Annotated in this window: 12 protein-coding genes; 4 read left to right on the top strand and 8 right to left on the bottom strand. The window is 61.9% G+C overall.

Going from position 1 to position 14,061, the window contains the following annotated elements:
- Positions 1–859: hypothetical protein (locus Q7T64_RS12935; RefSeq protein WP_304796267.1), on the top strand; the 859-nt coding region annotated here is incomplete at its 5' end.
- Here Q7T64_RS12935 and Q7T64_RS12930 read toward each other — a convergent pair.
- Positions 843–1,529 carry a hypothetical protein gene (locus tag Q7T64_RS12930; RefSeq protein WP_304796265.1) on the bottom strand — a complete coding sequence of 229 codons (687 nt, stop codon included), beginning with the start codon at positions 1,527–1,529 and terminating at the stop codon, positions 843–845. The genes Q7T64_RS12935 and Q7T64_RS12930 overlap by 17 nt on opposite strands.
- On the opposite strand from Q7T64_RS12930, the gene Q7T64_RS12925 reads away from it, so the two are divergent.
- A complete protein-coding gene (locus Q7T64_RS12925; RefSeq protein WP_304796263.1) occupies positions 1,513–1,896 on the top strand; it encodes a hypothetical protein in 384 nt (127 codons plus the stop codon). The genes Q7T64_RS12930 and Q7T64_RS12925 overlap by 17 nt on opposite strands.
- A gap of 43 nt (positions 1,897–1,939) precedes the next feature.
- Here the strand turns inward: Q7T64_RS12925 and Q7T64_RS12920 are convergent, their stop codons facing one another.
- Positions 1,940–4,366, bottom strand: a complete 2,427-nt coding sequence (locus Q7T64_RS12920) for a penicillin acylase family protein (protein WP_370653321.1) — start codon at positions 4,364–4,366, stop codon at positions 1,940–1,942.
- 54 nt (positions 4,367–4,420) lie between these two features.
- Between Q7T64_RS12920 and nadB the strand changes: the two genes are divergently transcribed.
- Positions 4,421–6,121: an L-aspartate oxidase gene (gene nadB / locus Q7T64_RS12915; protein WP_304796259.1), complete on the top strand. Its 1,701-nt coding sequence runs from the start codon at positions 4,421–4,423 to the stop codon at positions 6,119–6,121.
- A gap of 12 nt (positions 6,122–6,133) precedes the next feature.
- Here nadB and Q7T64_RS12910 read toward each other — a convergent pair whose 3' ends face one another.
- The 5 genes from Q7T64_RS12910 to gcl all read right to left on the bottom strand — a co-directional run bounded on the left by Q7T64_RS12910 (position 6,134) and on the right by gcl (position 12,871).
- The gene (locus tag Q7T64_RS12910; RefSeq protein ID WP_304796257.1) at positions 6,134–7,522 is read right to left on the bottom strand and encodes a CHRD domain-containing protein; all 1,389 of its coding nucleotides are present in this window, start codon (positions 7,520–7,522) and stop codon (positions 6,134–6,136) included.
- A 563-nt stretch (positions 7,523–8,085) separates the two neighbouring features.
- On the bottom strand, positions 8,086–9,066 hold the full coding sequence (locus Q7T64_RS12905; protein ID WP_304796254.1) for a tripartite tricarboxylate transporter substrate binding protein BugD: 981 nt from the start codon (positions 9,064–9,066) through the stop codon (positions 8,086–8,088).
- A gap of 243 nt (positions 9,067–9,309) precedes the next feature.
- Positions 9,310–10,197 carry a 2-hydroxy-3-oxopropionate reductase gene (locus Q7T64_RS12900; protein ID WP_304796252.1) on the bottom strand — a complete coding sequence of 296 codons (888 nt, stop codon included), beginning with the start codon at positions 10,195–10,197 and terminating at the stop codon, positions 9,310–9,312.
- A gap of 127 nt (positions 10,198–10,324) precedes the next feature.
- Positions 10,325–11,107 (bottom strand): hydroxypyruvate isomerase, encoded by a 783-nt coding sequence (gene hyi / locus Q7T64_RS12895; RefSeq protein ID WP_304796250.1) that lies wholly within the window; start codon positions 11,105–11,107, stop codon positions 10,325–10,327.
- A gap of 15 nt (positions 11,108–11,122) precedes the next feature.
- Positions 11,123–12,871 carry a glyoxylate carboligase gene (gene gcl / locus Q7T64_RS12890; RefSeq protein WP_304796248.1) on the bottom strand — a complete coding sequence of 583 codons (1,749 nt, stop codon included), beginning with the start codon at positions 12,869–12,871 and terminating at the stop codon, positions 11,123–11,125.
- A 121-nt stretch (positions 12,872–12,992) separates the two neighbouring features.
- Between gcl and Q7T64_RS12885 the strand changes: the two genes are divergently transcribed.
- Positions 12,993–13,898 (top strand): LysR family transcriptional regulator, encoded by a 906-nt coding sequence (locus Q7T64_RS12885; RefSeq protein ID WP_304796246.1) that lies wholly within the window; start codon positions 12,993–12,995, stop codon positions 13,896–13,898.
- Here the strand turns inward: Q7T64_RS12885 and Q7T64_RS12880 are convergent.
- Positions 13,831–14,061, bottom strand: a 231-nt coding sequence (locus Q7T64_RS12880) for a hypothetical protein (protein WP_304796244.1), incomplete at its 5' end; no start/stop codon positions are given. The genes Q7T64_RS12885 and Q7T64_RS12880 overlap by 68 nt on opposite strands.

The raw sequence follows: 14,061 nt of genomic DNA, 5'->3' as shown, positions 1-14,061 counted from the left end.
GGCAATCACCGCCTATCGCCGTGATCCGGACGCTGGCGAGCGTGACCATCCCATAGACAGTGGGGTCATCGCGTCGATCCTGATCCGCGTGACCGCCCGGACCGCCGGTCTGGACACCGAGGACATCGCCGAACAACTGCGTGACATTGCGCTGCAATTGCATTGCGAGTCGCCATGCGTGCCGACGCTCGAATACATGACACGCAAGTTGTACCTGAGCATGCGCAGCAAAGTCGACCTGTCACAGATGCAATATTTGCCGGCCAGTTTCGCATTGTCCCAGTTGATCGGCGCGGTACGGCACCTGCCCGCGCAGATCCCGTCGCCGTTCCGGATCAACCTGGAGGCAACGACCACCGCACTGGCCGGGCGCACTCGCAGTACCTCGACGCCGGCGCGGCCGGCGGCCAGGATGCCGGCGCAACTGGCGGCCTGGATGGCGCTGCGCAGGACACTGCGTACCAATACCAACATCGATAAGAAAACCGTTGGCGAACTGATGCAATCGTTCAGCGCAGCCGCCAACAAGCCGCTGGCCGGGCGCAAGCCTGCACTGGAGCAGGCAAGGGCCGCGCTGCAACTTGCATTGAGCAATAGCGATGCCATCGACAGCAAGCAAGCCAAGGCATTGCTGGCGTCGCTCGAGAGCTATTGCCAGGTCCTGCTTGCTCCGCAGCAGGCGGTGCAGTCGCCAACGGCTGGACAACAACAGCAGCAACAGCAAGCGCACAGCATGCCCGCACGCGAACTGACCATGACCATCAGGAACCTGGGGAACGATTTCGCCGCCGTCGACTCGGGATGGGATCCGTTTGCCAGCGATTCGTCGTCGGGCCAGCCGACTAAAACCGGCCAATGACACGCATGGCACAAGTGACGCCCCCACCAAATTTGCGCAATCGCGATTGCGCCCTACAGACGGACAAAGGATAAATAATGCGAGCCCTGTTCTCAAAAATAACGAAAGAAAAGCAAAGTGCACGCGAAAAAGATCCTGAACAGGATCCGATCGCCGGCAATTCCAGGCCTTCCGGCGCGCCTGGCGTCACGACCAGGTCGTCCAGCCGGGTCGGCTTCATGCCCGTAGTATTGCCGGCCAGCCCGGGCACAAGCACCACGACCCTGACAACGGCCCAGACGACGACTCTGACAACGACGCAGACAACTGCACCAGGCAGTCCGATCCAGGTGTCCTCACCACGCGCCTTGGGCCGGGAGATGATCGTGCTGTCGCTGTCCCCGCGCAACATAGACAAATCGCCAACCGCGCGCCGCCATATCCGGACACATTCAGCACCGGAAACACTGCAGCGCTCGCCATCACGCACCGACCAGCAACAAGCGCCTGTTGCGTCGCCGACATCGCCGACATCGCCATCATCTCCACCGCAATCGCCCGACAGATCGCGGCCACGATCGCCCTCTATCTCCAGCGGGCAATCGACGCCGCCTTCGGTCGCGCTGAAACGGGCATCGACCGGCACGCCGACTTCGCCTTTCAGGCGTCCTCCATTGGGCAGCGCGATCAACCCTGCGTTCCAGCATGATCGATCCAGGCGCAGCCCCGCAAGCCTGGCCACGGCCACCGTGTCCAGCGCGACACCAGACAGGAACAATGACAGCCTATTGGGTTCGCCACAGCACGATGTGCTGGTCAAGGCATTGATGGACTACACACAGGCGCTGGAGGAGGCAGGCCTGACGTTCAAGGGGAAGCCGCGCGAGCGCATGGAGGATCTGTGGGCCGGCGTGCGCGAACCCGATACCATGGATTGGGATCTGTGGCAGCTTCAGTTCATGACTTTCGGCTTCCTGCACGAGCCGGCCAGCAACATGTTTACCATCGACACACTGAATCTCGCTGTACTCAGCGCCTGTCGGGGAATGCAGAAATAGAGTCCTGTGGACCGGGGCCCGGCGGCCCCGGTCCAGGCGTAGCTCATGGCGACATCCTCAAGGTGCCAGTGCTGCCCTGCTCCACGACGCTGCGCTGCATTGTCATGGGCAGGTACTCGGCCCTGGCCCAACGCTGCACGAAGCTTCGGTAATGCGCTGACAGCGCATTACCGGATTGTCCGGTTGAATGGATGTAGCGCGATTTCTCCAGGTCCGACAAGTCGTACAGCGCGCGCAAGCTGGCGGCATGACGGTTATGGAACGGATGCGTTTCATCGCTCAAGTTGTAGCGGCCGACATTGACGGTATAGGTGTCGCCGGGCGTGGGCACACGCAACTCGAACAGCGGGGCCAGTAATGGCACGCGGCTGAACGGCCTGTGCTCGGCGCGCGCCAGGTGCGCCCGCCCCCAGCGCCAGTCGCGCATGTTGCCGCCGTATTGCTGCTCCAGTCCGGCAAGCGCGGCGCCAAGCGACACGCTCATCAACTGCGCACAGTCCGTCGCTGCGGCACCCGGGCGTGTGTCACGGCACCACGTGGACTGCCCGTCGCGATCCTGCAATACATTGACCATCGCGGCATGTACATTGCGCTGCTCGAAGTAGTCCTTGATCAACGCGTCGCCGAGCTCGTCTTGAAATATCCGGCGCGCGAGCTCCCGCATCCACGCGTTGAAGATCAGTGGCTCAGGCCGATCCGCCAGCATCTCGCCGCGCCATCCCGCCAACAGGGCCAGCGCCTCGCGGCTGCGCTCATCAACAGGCCGGGTCCGGCGCACCAGCGGCAGCAGCTCGGCCGCTGCCAGCGACAGCACATCTTTCTGGATCCGCGCGAAGCTGTCCAGGTCATGCCTGCCAGTGGCGTCGAGCAAGGCGGCAATGCGCTGCGCCCGGTACGGCAGGCTCCATTCGCTGGTCAGGAAATACGGGTAGCCGGGAGCGACGATTTTTTCATTGGCGCTGGCGATCTTGCCGGAAGGCGGATTGAAGCTGCGCGGCAGCTGGTCGAAGGGTATGAAACCGGCCCAATCGTAACGTGCGTCCCAGCCCGGCGCCGGCGCCAGGCCGTGCAGGTCATTGCCCGGCAAGCGCCGCGGCACCCGCCCCGGCGCAATGAAGCCGATGTTGCCATCCACGTCGGCGTACACCATGTTTTGCTGAGGCGAATGAAAGTCGCGTGCCGCCGTGATGAACTCATCCCAGTTGCCCGCGCTGCCCAGGCGGATGCCGCCCTGGATCGTCAGGTCATCCGGCATCAAGGCCGTCCAGGCAAACGCCACGACATGTTTTGCGGCGTCGACGCCGCTGCGCTCCAGCAGCGGCAAGGCGCCGGTGATCACCGGGCCATGCCGGGTCTCACGTACGGTCATCGTCACATCAGGCTGGCCTTTGACCCGGATGACTTCCTGCCGGGTGCCGAAATCGGCCCAGCCATCCGGCGTCTGGTATTGCGCGGCATTGGCGGGATTGACCCGTTCCAGATAAAGATCCTGCACGTCCGGCGCAGTATTGGTAAAGCCCCAGGCAATGCGCTGGTTGCGGCCCAACACGACGCCGGGCAGGCCGGGCAGCGTCGCGCCGATCACATCCAGCCCCGGCGCCGACAGGTGTGCGAAATACCATAGCGCCGGTGCATTGAGTCCCAGGTGCGGGTCATTGGCCAAGAGCGGCTTGCCGGACTTGGTATGTTGCCCGCTGACGACCCAGTTATTCGATCCCACGCCGTCCACGCCGGATGGCGGCGCGAGCTGCGCCAGCCTGACCAGTTGCCCGACATCGGCTTGCATGCTGCGGTACAGGCTCGTGTAGTCGCGCGTGGGCAATGGCGCATCGCCCGGATAAGGCGGCAAGAAAGCATTGATCTGCTCCACCGACAAGCGTTGCGCCAGCCGCATGCGCAGTATTTCCTGCGTCCAGTTCGCGCCCAGGTCCCACGCCATCATGGTTTGCCAGGCGATTGAATCGACTGCTTGCCAGGGCGCTGGCCGCGGCGCGCCGGTCAACAGGAATTCGGGCGGTAGTTGAGCGCCGTCATGCAGAAGCCAGGCATTGATGCCCTCGGCATAGGCCGTCAGTACGCCACGGGTATCTGGCGCCAGACGCTGCCAGATCTGCTGTGCATTGCGGCTGATTCCAAGGGTGCGCAGGAAGCGGTCGGTGCCGAGAGCACCAGGCCCCAGGATTTCCGCCACGCGCCCGGACGCGATGCGCCGGTTCATTTCCAGTTGCCAAAGGCGATCCTGCGCATGCAGGTAACCCAGCGCGAACCAGGCATCCCGGGCGGAAGCGGCAAAAACATGTGGCACGCCTTCTGCGTCGCGCACGACATCGACGCTGTGCTGCAGGCCCGGAACGCGCAGTGCACCAGCAGTCTGCGGCAAGGTCGCTGTGCGATACCAGAACACTGCGAACAAGAAACCGACGACTAGAAACAACACCGCACAGCATATTTTTATCCATCGATTATTCATCGTTGACCCAACTTTATAATTGCCATTCCGTCAACCATCCAGAGCGCGATATCCATGGTGAATTCCAGCAATGATGACATGATCAAGTGCGATGTCGCTATCGTCGGCAGTGGATTGGGCGGGCTGACGGTCGCACTGCATTTGGCCAGGTCGCGGCGAGTACTGTTGATCGCCAAGCGTGAGCTGACAGCGGGTGCGACCAACTGGGCACAGGGCGGGATTGCTGCCGTGCTCGAATCCGGCGACAGCATTCAATCGCATGTGCAGGACACGCTGGCTGCCGGCGCCGGCCTGTGCGATGAAGCAGTCACACGCGCCATCATCGGGCGCAGCCGCGAGGCGATCGAATGGCTGATCGACCTCGGTGTGCCCTTTACCCGCGACGCTGCCACCCAGCGCGGATTCCACTTGACGCGTGAAGGCGGCCACAGCCACCGCCGCATCCTCCATGCCGCCGATGCAACCGGCCGTGCATTGCATGCGACCTTGCTGCAGGCGGTTCGTTCGAATCCTTCCATCCGGATTCTTGAGCACCATACGGCGATCGACCTGATCACATCGGAAACGATCAGCACGGTCAGCAGCATCGGACCCGCGCGCTGCTTCGGGCTGCACGTACTCGACCAGCAGAGCGGGCGGGTCCGGACCATCGCCGCCAGCCAGACGGTGCTGGCGACCGGCGGCGCCGGCAAGGTCTATCCATACACCAGCAATCCCGACACGGCCACCGGGGACGGCGTTGCGATGGCCTGGCGTGCAGGATGCCGGGTAGCGAACATGGAGTTCATCCAGTTCCATCCGACCTGCCTTTTCCATCCACATGCAAAATCATTCCTGGTCAGTGAAGCGGTACGGGGCGAAGGCGGACTGCTGGTATTGCCGGCCGCTGCAGGCGCCGATGCTGGCCAGCGCTTCATGCCGGAACACGACCCGCGGGCCGAACTTGCGCCGCGCGACATCGTCGCACGGGCAATCGATTTCGAAATGAAAAAACGCGGGCTCGACCATGTCGACCTTGATATCAGTCACCAGCCGGCGGCTTTCCTGCAATCGCATTTTCCCAACATACTGGCGCGCTGCAAGGAACTGGGGATAGACATCACCTCGCAGCCGATTCCGGTCGCTCCGGCAGCGCATTACACCTGTGGCGGCATCCTGACCGACATGCACGGACAAGCTGACCTCGACGGGCTGTACGCCGTGGGTGAAGTCAGCTACACCGGCTTGCATGGCGCCAACCGGCTGGCCAGTAATTCGCTACTGGAATGCCTGGTGATGGGGCGCGCAGCGGCGCATCACATCGACAGCCAGCCGGCCATCGTGCTGGAGACGCTACCAGCATGGACAGCGAGCCGCGGCAGCGAGCCGGATGAAGCAGTCGTGATCAGCAATAACTTGGACGAGCTACGGCATACGATGTGGGAATACGTCGGAATCGTGCGCTCGACGCGAGGACTCAATCGCGCCCACCGTCGCATCAAGTTGCTGCAGTCCGAAGTCATTGAATACTTTCAGCGCTTTTGCGTGACACGCGACCTGATCGAGTTACGCAATCTGCTGCAGGTGGCGTCCCTGATTGTTCAGTCCGCACTGGCGCGGCACGAAAGCCGCGGTCTGCACCAGAGCAGCGATTTCCCCGACACCTTGCCCCAGGCACTGCCCACGGTATTGTCGCCGCCGGGGACTGTATCGGAATCACGATTGCTGTGGAATAAAAAAAGCCGGGAGCCAAAGCCCCCGGCCGCAGTACCTTGAAGATCAACGCCCTCAGGTGCCGGTAGCGGTCGTTGTGGTTCCAGTACCGGTCGTTGCGGTTCCGGTCGTTGCGGTTCCGGTCGTTCCGGTCGTTCCGGTCGTACCGGTAGTGCCGGTCGTAGCACTGGCACCGCCATAGGCCGTGATCGTGGTAGGCGCGATCAGGCCGCGTGCAGACCCACCTGTGAAGGCGGCCGCAGCAAGCTCATAGTAGAAATTGCCGGCTTGCATTGCGGTCAGCCCATCCGGGATCAGTGCGGCGCTCAGCGACCAGATGCCCGTAGTGCCGGATGGCGCATAGGAGAAGATCGCCGTGTCGGTCGCCGAGGCTGTTGCCAAAGCGCCCTGCCGGATGTTCGCTTGCGTGGCGTTTACGCCGATGCTGGTGATGCTGGACCGTATCTGCAGTGTGACCGTATCCACTACCGATACGCCAATCGCCGTGACCACGCTCGCAGCCGCGGTGGTGGCGGTTCCTGTTGTGCCGGTGCCGGTTGTGGTTGTTGTGCCAGTGCCGGTTGTTGTGCCAGTGCCGGTGGTGGTGGTTGTGCCAGTGCCGGTTGTGCTTGTGCCAGTCCCCGTCGTAGCGGTGCCGGTTGTACCGGTTGTACCGGTTGTACCGGGTGCGGTGGCCGCTGCGGGTGTAGCCCCTGTCGTGTTTAGCACAGTGACGAAGAAGGCCTTGTTCGCAAGCGCAGTTGCAGTACCGGTTGTCAGTCCGGCTGTTGCAGTACCGCTTGTGCCGGTTGCAGTTGTACCGGTGCCTGTGGTGGTACCGGTGCCTGTGGTGGTACCGGTGCCCGTGGTGGTACCTGTGCCTGTAGCGGCTCCCGTAGCTGCGACCGGGGTGGTCGAACGGGTCAGGATCTGGCCGCGTATCTCACCGTCCGGAAAGGCGGCCGTGTGCACATTGAAGTACAGGCTACCGGCTTGCAGGAGATCGAGCTGGGCTTGAGTCAGGGTTGCCTCGGCTGTCCAGACGCCGCTGCCCGCAGTGGATTCAGTCAGCGGAATCGCCACAGGCCCGGCAACGCCCGGCGCACCCGTATGAATATGAGCGGCCGTTGCGGCAATGCCCGCTGTGGTGATGCTGGCGCGCATCAAGCGTGTTGCCGGGTCGATCAATACGACGCCGGTGCCAGCGGCTGTGCTCGCATTCACCGGCACTTCCTGCTGCCCGGTCAGCAGCGCCGAATAGGCATTGCTGGGCAAGGCAATATTGGGATATGGCAGCGCCGCAAATGTGGCGTTGGCTGTCAGCGGTGTGGCCGTGGCGCCGGTGGCGCCACTGCTGCCGGTACTGACCGGATTGTCGTCGTCGCCACCGCAAGAAGCGAGGAGCATTGCTGTCGCCGCAGCGAGTGCCAGACGGCCCCAGGGACGTGTGTAGATGGACTGCATGAGGTATCTCCTGAACAGAATCACTGGAAGCGGATGGCGTCCCCGCAAGCGGGTGACCAGGTGAGGCCCGTGCTCCCGGACAATCTTGCTGTTCCGGGCCACGGTTCCTTTCCATCCATGGTTGGCAATCCCGGGTTTAGCGGAATCGCGTCGTGGCTCTGTTGCAGCGAACGTGCCCGCAAAACACGACAGATCAGGCGTGGAGATGTTTCGTGGCGTGTCGGACGCGCGCTTGATACAAATCAAATCAAGGCGATCCAGTCGGGGATCTGGCGGTATCCGGCTTGCACCGGCGCACATGTTGCCGATATGCCACCCGGAGCGGCTCGGTAAGGCTTACCGCCTGCATGTAAATTTGAATATCCGGGTGCGAGCGCATTGCGCTGTGGTGATACAAGCGCGCAATGCAATTGCGAAAGCGCACGTAGTGAATCGATCGGATCAGGATCAGTGTGTGGCCTGCCGCGCCAGACCTGCCGGCCAAAAAAAAACGCCAGTGAACCGAGGTTCACTGGCGCGCAGGTGAAAGCGCTGGCGCGCCTCACCTGGGGGTCGGGCAGGGTTCAGTCAGCGTAGATGCCGGCCTTCTTGATGATCGGCGCCCACTTGTCGACCTCGGACTTCAGGTGCGTGCGCAGCGCCTCTGGCGTGGCCTGGTTCTGCGGAACCGGTTCTGTACCCAAGCCGGCAAAGCGTTCGATCACAGCCGGGTCTTTCAGGGCGACCTGCAGTGCGGCCGACAATTTGTCGATGACTGCCTTTGGCGTACCCTTGGGTGCATACAAGCCATGCCAGACCGAAACTTCAAACTTTGGCAGTCCGGCTTCATTCATCGTCGGAATGTCGGCCAGCGAGGCCAGGCGCTTGGATGTCGTCAGGCCATAGGCCTTGACCCGGCCGCCCTTGATCTGGCCCGTCGTATTGGTGGTCTGGTCGCACATCAGATCCACCTGGCCGCCCATCAGGTCATTCATGGCCGGTGCTGTTCCCTTGTAAGGCACTGTCGTGAGCTCGGCGCCGATTGCCGACTGGAACAGCATGCCGCACAGGTGGGAGGCCGAGCCCAGGCCGGCGTTGGCGAGCGACACCTTGGCCTTGTTTGCCTTGGTGTAGGCGATCAATTCCTTCAGGTCCTTGGCGGGAAAGTCCTTGCGGGCGATCAGGGTCATCGGGACATCGGTCACGCGACCGATCGGCTCGAAGCTGGTGATCGAGTCATAAGGCAGCTTGCGATACAGCGCCGGTGCGGTGGAATGACCGATGTGATGCAGGAACAGGGTGTAGCCATCCGGGGCTGCGCGTGCAACCCGGGCGCCGGCCAGCGTACCGCCAGCGCCAGCGGTGTTTTCGACCACGACCGGCTTCTTCAGCGCAACGCTCATTGCCTGCCCAACCATGCGGCCGACGACGTCGGTTGGGCCGCCTGCAGCAAACGGGATCACGATAGTGACGGGCTTGTTGGGGAAGTCGTCGGCGGCGACCGCGGCGGATGCCGAAATCGTACACAGCGCGGCAACGCTGATTGACTTCAAAATTGATTTCATGATTTTTCCTTTGGATTTGAGTGAGGATCATCGCAAACAGTCTCGTGATCTCTGGACTGAAGTCTATCATTGCATCAACTGATGCTGTCATGACATTTTTGTAACAAATATCCTACTAACAAATGATATTTTTGGGGGGGCGCCAAGCCGGGAAATCCCATGCTCGTTTCGGCCCTGCCGGCAGCCTTCCGTCGCCGGCAGCGGATGCCGGCGAAGCCGGCCCGCATGCTCTGCTTGCCGGCTTCAGTCGCCTGCAATCCGATGGTTGGCCATGCGCTCAACGGCCTGGCACAGCGCGGAATGATCGAGCCCGCCGCCATCATGCGCGACCATCGAGTTCATCAATTCCTGCACTGCTGCGGTATTGGGCAGCGACACGCCGAGCGCCCGCGCGCCCTGCAACGCCAGGTTCAGGTCCTTCTGGTGCAGCGCAATACGGAAACCGGGATTGAAGGTGCGCTTCACCATGCGCTCGCCATGCACTTCCAGTATCCGCGACGATGCAAAGCCGCCCATCAGCGCTTGCCGCACCTTGGCCGGATCGGCGCCCGCCTTCGACGCGAACAGCAAGGCCTCGGCCACGGCCTGGATGTTCAGCGCAACGATGATCTGGTTGGCGACCTTGGTAGTCTGGCCATCGCCATTGCCGCCCACCAGGGTGATGTTCTTGCCCATCAGGTCGAACAGCGGCTTGACCTTATTGAACGTGGCCTCCGGTCCGCCCACCATGATCGTCAGCGACGCCGCCTTGGCGCCGACTTCGCCGCCGGATACCGGTGCATCCAGGTAATCGCAGCCGAGCTGGTTGATGCGGGCGGCAAATTCCTTGGTCGCGATCGGCGAGATCGAGCTCATGTCGACCACGACCTTGCCGGCGGCCAGCCCGGCTGCCACGCCGTTCTCCCCAAACAATACCGACTCGACATCCGGTGTGTCGGGCACCATCAGGATGATGATCTCGGCGTTGCGGGCGACCTCCGCCGCCGAGGCGCACATCGTGGCGCCGGCCGCTATCAGTTGTGCCGGCCTCGAGCGGGCATTGTGGATGAAAAGTTGATGGCCGCCTGCCTGCAGGTGCGCCGCCATCGGCGCGCCCATGATGCCGGTGCCGATGAATCCGATGTTTGCCATGTTGCTTGTCCTCTGGTCTCTGGTATTGGTTGGTCGCCGTGCAAACGACGGCTTGCTGCCCGGGCGCGTGGCCTGTGGCATGGCCCCCGACTGGCTGCCATGCATGGCCCGCGCCGTAGTTTAACGTTTATCCGACCTGGTGCGCAGCGCGCCAGCCCAGCCCTTGCACCGTACCTGCCCGGGGCTTGTATTCGCAGCCGATCCAGCCCGCATATCCGATCTCGTCGAGCAGGCGAAACAGATAGTGATAGTTGATTTCCCCGGTACCCGGTTCGAAGCGGCCCGGATTGTCGGCCAGCTGGATATGCGCGATTTTTGGCAGGTTGGCCTTGATGGTGTTGGCCAGCTCGCCTTCCATGCGCTGCATGTGATAGATGTCGTACTGGACGAACAGGTTGTCACTGCCGGTTTCCGCAATGATGTCGAGCGCTTGCCGTGTGTGCGACAGGAAGAAACCCGGTATGTCGAAGGTGTTGATCGGCTCGATCAGCAAGCGTACGCCGGCTGCCTGCAACTGCTGGGCGGCATACGTCAGGTTGGCCACCAGCGTGGCATGCGCCTGCTGCTGCGTGACGCCTGGCGGCACCACACCGGCCAGGCAATTCAATTGCTTCACGCCCAGCGCTGCGGCATAGCGCAGGGCCAGGGCGACTCCCTCGCGGAATTCGGCCATGCGCGCCGGATGGCAGGCAATGCCGCGCTCGCCCTCCTCCCAGTTTCCCGCCGGCAGATTGTGCAGCACCAGTTCCAGATCGTTTGCCTTGAGCCGGTCGGCGATCTGCTGCGGCGCCCAGGCATAGGGGAACAGGAATTCGACACCGCGAAAGCCATTGGCGGCGGCGGCTTCGAAGCGGTCCAGGAAATCGAGTTCATTGAACAGCATGCTCAGGTTGGCAGCGAGTTTTGTCATGATTTCTCCCCTCCCTTATCGAATCGCAGCCACGTCGGCGAATTCATTGACGTTGTCGATCTCGGTACCCATTGCAATGTTGGTGACCCGCTCAAGGATCACTTCCACCACCACCGGTACCCGATGTTGGCGCATCAGGACCCGCGCCTGTTCGAACGCATCGATCAGCTTGTCCGGATCGGTCACCCGGATCGCCTTGCAGCCCAGGCCCTCGACCACGGCCACATGATCGACGCCATAGCCGGCCAGCTCGCCGCCCTCGACGTTGATGTTTTCAAAGCCGAGCTGTACGCAAAAATCCATATCGAAATTGCGCTGCGCCTGGCGGATCAGTCCGAGGTAGGAATTGTTCACCAGCACATGGATGTAAGGCAGCTTGAATTGCGCACCGACGGCAAGTTCCTCGATCAGGAACTGGAAGTCGTAGTCGCCCGAGATTGCCACGATCTCGCTGTTCTCATCGGCTGCGCGCACACCAAGCGCTGCCGGTATGGTCCAGCCGAGCGGCCCGGCCTGGCCGCAATTGACCCAGTGGCGCGGATGATGCACGTGCAGGAATTGCGCCGCCGCGATTTGCGAATTGCCGATCGACGACACATAGCGCACATCGCGACCGAAGAAGCGGTTCATCTCGTGATACACGCGGAATGGCTTGATCGGCACCTCGGCATGGTCGGACTTGCGCAACATGGTCTGCTTGCGGACCTGGCATTGCTCCACCCACTGCGAGCGCCGCTTCAATTTGCCGGCCGCCTTCCATTCCAGCGCCACGGCGACAAACAATTCCAGCGCCGCGCGAGCGTCGGACACAATGCCGTAATCGGGGCCGAAAACGCGGCCGATCTGGGTCGGCTCGATATCCACGTGCACGAACTTGCGGCCCTTGGTAAACACATCCACCGATCCGGTGTGGCGATTGGCCCAGCGGTTGCCGATGCCAAGCACGAAGTCCGATTCCAGCATCGTGGCATTGCCGTACTTGTGGCTGGTCTGCAGCCCCACCATGCCCGCCATCAAGGGATGGTCGTCCGCAATCGCACCCCAGCCCATCAAGGTCGGGATCACCGGCACGCCGACGATCTCGGCAAACTGCACCAGCAGCGCCGAAGCATCGGCATTGATAATGCCGCCGCCAGCGGTAATCAGAGGCCGCTCGGCCTCGTTGAACATGGCCATCGCCTTTTCGATCTGCTTGCGGCTGGCGGCTGGCTTGTAGACCGGCAGCGGCTCATAGGTATCCGGATCGAATTCGATCTCGGCGACCTGGACATCGAACGGCAGGTCGATCAGCACCGGGCCAGGACGGCCGGAGCGCATGATGTGAAAGGCTTGCTGGAACACGCGCGGCACCAGCGCCGGTTCGCGCACGGTGACGGCCCACTTGGTCACTGGCTTGGCAATCGACTCGATGTCGACCGCCTGGAAATCTTCCTTGAACATGCGCGCACGCGGCGCCTGGCCGGTAATGCAAAGGATAGGGATCGAATCGGCCTGCGCCGAGTACAGCCCCGTGATCATGTCGGTGCCGGCCGGACCGGAAGTGCCGATACACAAGCCGATATTGCCGGCCCTGGCGCGGGTATAGCCTTCTGCCATGTGCGAGGCGCCTTCAACGTGCCGCGCCAGGATGTGGCGCATGCCGCCATCCTTCTTCATCGCCGCATAGAACGGATTGATCGCCGCGCCCGGTACCCCGAACGCCACGTTCGCGCCCTCCTTGCGTAAAACGTGGACTGCTGCCTCTGCTGCCGTCATCTTTGCCATGTCATTGCCCCTTGCTGTATGTGGTAATCGAATGGGACGATGCTAACGACGATGGAAAGGTTTGATAAGAGGACAAAAGATCGCTTTATCCGATACTCACGGTATGGAATAATCGACCGCTATGGACAAGCTCACACAGATCGAAGCATTCGTCGAAGCCGTTGAAAAAGGCAGCCTGGCGCGCGCCGCCTTGTCGCAAAAAGTCACGCCGGTGATGCTGGGGCGACGTATCGACGCACTGGAAAAACGCCTCGGCGTCAAGCTGATGCATCGCAGCACGCGCCACCTGACGCTCACGGAGCAGGGCTCGGTGTACCTGGACCACTGCCGCAAGTTGCTGTCCGAGCTCAACGGCGCCGAGAAGGCGCTGTCCGAAGGCCAGCACACGGCGACCGGCCACCTGATCGTGTCCGCGCCAGCCTCCTTCGGCCGGCGGCATGTAGCGCCGCATGCGCCGCGCTTCATCCAGGCCAATCCGGAATTGCGCATGTCGTTCAACCTGACCGACCAGGTGGTCGACATCGTGCGGGAGGGCTATGACATGGGGATACGCATTGGCGGGCATATCGATCCGAACTTCGTGGCGATCAAGCTGTGGCCCAACCAAAGGGTGGTCTGCGCATCGCCCGCCTATCTTGAGCGATTCGGCGTACCTGTCTCGCTGGATGACTTGCAGCGGCATAACTGCCTGTCATTCAACTTGCAGGGCGGACAGCAGCGCGGCTGGTATTTCAGGAAAGGGGGCAAGACGATTGCGGTGCGGGTGGATGGCAATCTCGATTGCAATGATGGGGAGTTGTTGCACCGTTGGGCGGTGGAGGGATTGGGGCTGGCTTGGCGGTCTACCTGGGAGATTCAGCGGGAGCTGGAGAGTGGAGCGCTGGTGACTGTGCTGGATGATTATGCGCTGCCGGATTATACGATTATGGCGGTTTATCCGCAGCAGAGGCATGTGCCAGCTAAGATTCGATTTTTTGTGGAGTATTTAAAGTTGGTTTATGGGGATGTTGGTTATTGGAATAGGTAACTGGTTTTTTTTCGTGTTTTTGGTTATCTGCTTCGATTATTTTTAGGTGTTTTGAATTTAGTTTTGTTAAGCGGGGTGTGCGCCCCCGCAGGCGCGTAACTTTCTTTTTGGCGGCGCCAAAAAGAAAGTCACCAAAGAAAAAGGCGCTAAAACCCATTTGGCC

It is taken from the genome of Lacisediminimonas sp., assembly GCF_030645335.1.
GTDB lineage: Bacteria > Pseudomonadota > Gammaproteobacteria > Burkholderiales > Burkholderiaceae_D > Lacisediminimonas.
Note: the sequence above shows the minus strand (reverse complement) of the source record. Positions and strands in the feature narration are given on the sequence as shown.

Excerpts from the sequence above, each read along its gene's own strand:
- Q7T64_RS12900 (WP_304796252.1), bottom strand. The coding sequence starts at position 10,197 with ATGGCAAACATCGGATTCATCGGCACCGGCATCATGGGCGCGCCGATG.
- hyi (WP_304796250.1), bottom strand. The coding sequence starts at position 11,107 with ATGACAAAACTCGCTGCCAACCTGAGCATGCTGTTCAATGAACTCGAT.
- Q7T64_RS12920 (WP_370653321.1), bottom strand. The coding sequence starts at position 4,366 with ATGAATAATCGATGGATAAAAATATGCTGTGCGGTGTTGTTTCTAGTC.
- gcl (WP_304796248.1), bottom strand. The coding sequence starts at position 12,871 with ATGGCAAAGATGACGGCAGCAGAGGCAGCAGTCCACGTTTTACGCAAG.
- Q7T64_RS12905 (WP_304796254.1), bottom strand. The coding sequence starts at position 9,066 with ATGAAATCAATTTTGAAGTCAATCAGCGTTGCCGCGCTGTGTACGATT.
- nadB (WP_304796259.1), top strand. The coding sequence starts at position 4,421 with ATGGTGAATTCCAGCAATGATGACATGATCAAGTGCGATGTCGCTATC.
- Q7T64_RS12910 (WP_304796257.1), bottom strand. The coding sequence starts at position 7,522 with ATGCAGTCCATCTACACACGTCCCTGGGGCCGTCTGGCACTCGCTGCG.
- Q7T64_RS12885 (WP_304796246.1), top strand. The coding sequence starts at position 12,993 with ATGGACAAGCTCACACAGATCGAAGCATTCGTCGAAGCCGTTGAAAAA.